Raw genomic sequence first — 3,581 nt, 5'->3', positions numbered from 1 at the left:
GGCATCCCGCTGGTCTTCGTCACCGGCCTGCTGTCGTACGCCGCGTACAACCCGGACCTGGCGCCGGTCAACGACAAGACCCCGGACAAGGGGCTGTTCGGCTTCTACCTGTTCTCCTGGCCGACCGATCCGTCCTGGCTCTACCGGCTGACCCAGGGCGTCCACGTCACACTCGGTGTCGTGCTGGTGCCGGTGCTGCTGGCCAAGCTCTGGTCGGTGGTGCCGAAGCTGTTCACGCTGCCGCCGGTGCGATCGGTCGCGCACGCGCTGGAACGCCTGGCGCTGCTGCTGCTGGTCGGCGGCGGCCTGTTCGAATTCGTCACGGGGCTGCTCAATGTGCAGCTGGACTACGTGTTCCCCGGCTCCTTCTACCCGCTGCACTTCTACGGCGCCTGGGTGTTCGTCTTCGCGGTCGTCGCCCACGTGGCGCAGCGGCTGCCCCGCGCGCTGCGGGCGCTGCGCGACCGCGGCTTCCGGGCCGAGCTGCGGACGAACACCGCCGGCACCCGGCCCGAACCGCCGGACGACACCGGGCTGGTGTCGTCGCACCCGGCCGATCCGACGATGTCCCGGCGCGGCGCGCTCGGCACGGTGGGGCTGGGCTCACTGGTCCTGCTCGTGGTGACGGCCGGCCAGAGCATCGGCGGGTCGCTGCGCGGGACGGCGCTGCTGGCGCCGCGCGGCCGGAACCCCGGCTCGGGGCCGGACGGCTTCCAGATCAACAAGACCGCCGCCGCGCTGCACATCAGGGCGCAGGATCTCGGCGAGAGCTACCGGCTGGTCGTCAAGGGGAACAGCCGCCGCGTCACCTTGACGCTCGCGGAGGTGCGCCGGCTGGCCCAGCACCGTTCGGCGCTGCCGATCGCCTGCGTGGAGGGCTGGTCCACCGACGACCAGCAGTGGGAGGGTGTCCGGCTGCGCGACCTGGCGCGGCTGGTCGGCTACGACTCCGACCCGCCGGGGGTGTTCGTGGAGTCGGTGCAACTGGCCGGCTCCTTCCGGGCGGTGGCGCTGCGCGACAACCAGGTGCGCGACCCGCGGTCGCTGCTGGCGCTGCGCGTCAACGGCGCGGCGCTCTCCCACGACCACGGCTACCCGGCCCGCGTCATCGTGCCCGGCGCGCCGGGCGTGATGAACACCAAGTGGGTGCGGCAGCTCAGTTTCGGCGCCGCGGCCCTCGGGCGGCGGTCGTGACGGGCCGCAGCCGCGCCGCCGAACGCTTCCGGGCGCTGTACGGCGGCTCGCCGTGGCACCTGCTGCTCCTGCTGGCCGCCTTCGTGCTGTGCGGCTACGCCGCGTCGAAACTGCTGGCCGGCGACTGGTCCGGGGTCGTGGAGTGGTTCGTCGGCGCGGCGCTGCTGCACGACCTGGTGCTGGTGCCCCTGTACGGCGGGGCGGACTGGCTGCTGCACCGGGCCCTGCTCGGGGGCGGGGCCGCGCCCGGGGACGGTCAACGGCGCGCCGCCCGGATCGCGGCGGTCAACCACATCCGGGTCCCGGCGTTCGTCTCGCTGCTGTTGCTGCTGGTGTACTGGCCGCTGATCTCCCAACGCCCGGGCCCGAAGTACGCGTTGACCACCGGCCTGACCCCCGGGGTGTTCCTGCCCCGCTGGGGGCTGATCACCGCGGCGCTGTTCGCCGGGTCCGCCGTCCTGTTCGGTGTCCGGCGGTGGCGATGGCGGCGCCGGGCGAAGGAGGCGGGCCGGCCCCGCGCCACCTGAACAGCCGATCCGCGCGCCCGTCGGGCAGGTGAATTCGTCACAAACCCGGGACTCCACGGTCACGGTGCGCCTACGCAGGGTCATCGGCCCCTAGGGTCGGCGCCATGCGCGTACTCGTCACCGGCGGCGCGGGCTTCATCGGCTCGCACATCGTCGCCGCCCTCACCGCCCGCGGCCACGAACCGGTCGTGCTCGACGCTCTGCTGCCCTCCGCGCACGCGGTGGCGCCGGCCCCGCCCGACGCGCCCTGGATCCACGCCGACGTCCGGGACACCGCGGCGGTGGCCCGGGCCCTGCGCGGGGTGGACGCGGTGTGCCACCAGGCGGCCATGGTCGGCCTCGGCAAGGACTTCGCCGACGCCCCGGCGTACGTGGCCTGCAACGATCTGGGCACGGCCACCCTGCTGGCGGCCATGGCCGAGGCGGGCGTCCGCGATCTGGTGCTGGCCGGGTCCATGGTCGTGTACGGCGAGGGCCGCTACGACTGCGCGCGGCACGGCCGGGTCGCGCCGGGGCCGCGGGCCGCCGCGGACCTGGCCGCCGGCCGGTTCGAGCCCCGGTGCCCGTCCTGCGGCGCGGGGCTGGCCCCCGGCCTGGTCGTCGAGGACGCGCCGGCCGACCCGCGCAATGTCTATGCCGCCACCAAGCTCGCCCAGGAGCACCTGGCGGCGGCCTGGGCCCGCGCGGTGAACGGCCGCGCGGTCGCGCTGCGTTACCACAACGTGTACGGGCCCGGGATGCCGCGCGACACCCCGTACGCCGGGGTCGCGTCCTTCTTCCGCTCGTCGCTGGCCCGCGGGCAGGCACCCCGGGTGTTCGAGGACGGCGGCCAGCGGCGGGACTTCGTCCATGTCCGCGATGTGGCGGCGGCCAACGTACTGGCGCTGACCGCGCTGCCCGGGCGGGCGCCGGGATCCTTCCGCGCCTTCAACACCGGCAGCGGGACACCGCACACCATCGGCGAGATGGCGACCGCGCTGGCGGCGGCGTACGGCGGTCCCGCGCCCCAGGTCACCGGCGAGTTCCGGCTCGGCGACGTGCGGCACATCACCGCGTCCTCCGAACGGCTGCGCACCGAGCTGGGCTGGCGGCCGGAGGTCGAATTCGCCGCGGGCGTGGCCGAGTTCGCGACGGCGGCGCAGCGCCCGGTGCCCGTTCCCGACCAGCGCGCGACCCCGGCCGCGCTCTCCTCCGGGAAGGGACCGGCGTGACCCCGGCCACCGCGGATGTCGTACTGCCCTGCCTGGACGAGGCGGCCGCGCTGCCCTGGGTGCTGGCGCGGGTCCCGCCCGGATGGCGGGCGATCGTCGTCGACAACGGCTCGACCGACGCTTCCGCCGCGATCGCCGCGGCGCTGGGTGCGACCGTGGTGCACGAGCCGCGGCGCGGCTTCGGCGCCGCCTGCCACGCCGGACTGCTCGCCGCCGAGGCCGAGTTCGTGTGCTTCTGCGACTGCGACGCCTCGCTCGACCCGGCGCTGCTGCCCGCCTTCGTCCGCCGGCTCGCGGACGGCCGGGCCGATCTCGTCCTGGGCCGGCGCCGCCCGGAGGGGGCCGGCGCCTGGCCGGCGCACGCACGGGCCGGCAATCTGGCGCTGTCCCGCATGCTGCGCCGCCGAACGGGCCAGCGCCTGCGCGACCTCGGCCCGCTGCGGGCGGCCCGGCGCGAGCCGCTGCTCGGCCTGGAACTGGCCGACCGGCGCAGCGGCTACCCGCTGGAGATGGTGGTCCGCGCGGCCGACGCCGGCTGGCGGATCACCGAACAGGACGTCCCCTACCGGCCCCGGACCGGAAAATCCAAGGTGACCGGCACCTGGCGCGGCACCTGGCAGGCGGTCCGCGACATGCGGGCGGTCCTGGC

The 3,581-nt window shown here is 75.5% G+C and carries 4 protein-coding genes; all 4 read left to right on the top strand.

From position 1 onward, the window contains the following. Window positions 1-1,194: molybdopterin-dependent oxidoreductase (locus GA0115240_RS23040; RefSeq protein ID WP_093739198.1), on the top strand; the 1,194-nt coding region annotated here is incomplete at its 5' end. Then, a complete protein-coding gene (locus GA0115240_RS23035) occupies window positions 1,191-1,721 on the top strand; it encodes a hypothetical protein (RefSeq protein WP_256069940.1) in 531 nt (176 codons plus the stop codon). The genes GA0115240_RS23040 and GA0115240_RS23035, both read left to right, overlap by 4 nt. 104 nt (window positions 1,722-1,825) lie before the next feature. Next, window positions 1,826-2,932 carry an NAD-dependent epimerase/dehydratase family protein gene (locus GA0115240_RS23030; protein WP_093739196.1) on the top strand — a complete coding sequence of 369 codons (1,107 nt, stop codon included), beginning with the start codon at window positions 1,826-1,828 and terminating at the stop codon, window positions 2,930-2,932. After that, window positions 2,929-3,581, top strand: a 653-nt coding sequence (locus tag GA0115240_RS23025) for a glycosyltransferase family 2 protein (RefSeq protein WP_093739194.1), incomplete at its 3' end; no start/stop codon positions are given. The genes GA0115240_RS23030 and GA0115240_RS23025, both read left to right, overlap by 4 nt.

This window comes from Streptomyces sp. DvalAA-14 (assembly GCF_900091855.1).
Lineage (GTDB): Bacteria > Actinomycetota > Actinomycetes > Streptomycetales > Streptomycetaceae > Actinacidiphila.
This window is presented reverse-complemented; position numbering and strand designations above follow the sequence as displayed.

Excerpts from the sequence above, each read along its gene's own strand:
- GA0115240_RS23030 (WP_093739196.1), top strand. The coding sequence starts at position 1,826 with ATGCGCGTACTCGTCACCGGCGGCGCGGGCTTCATCGGCTCGCACATC.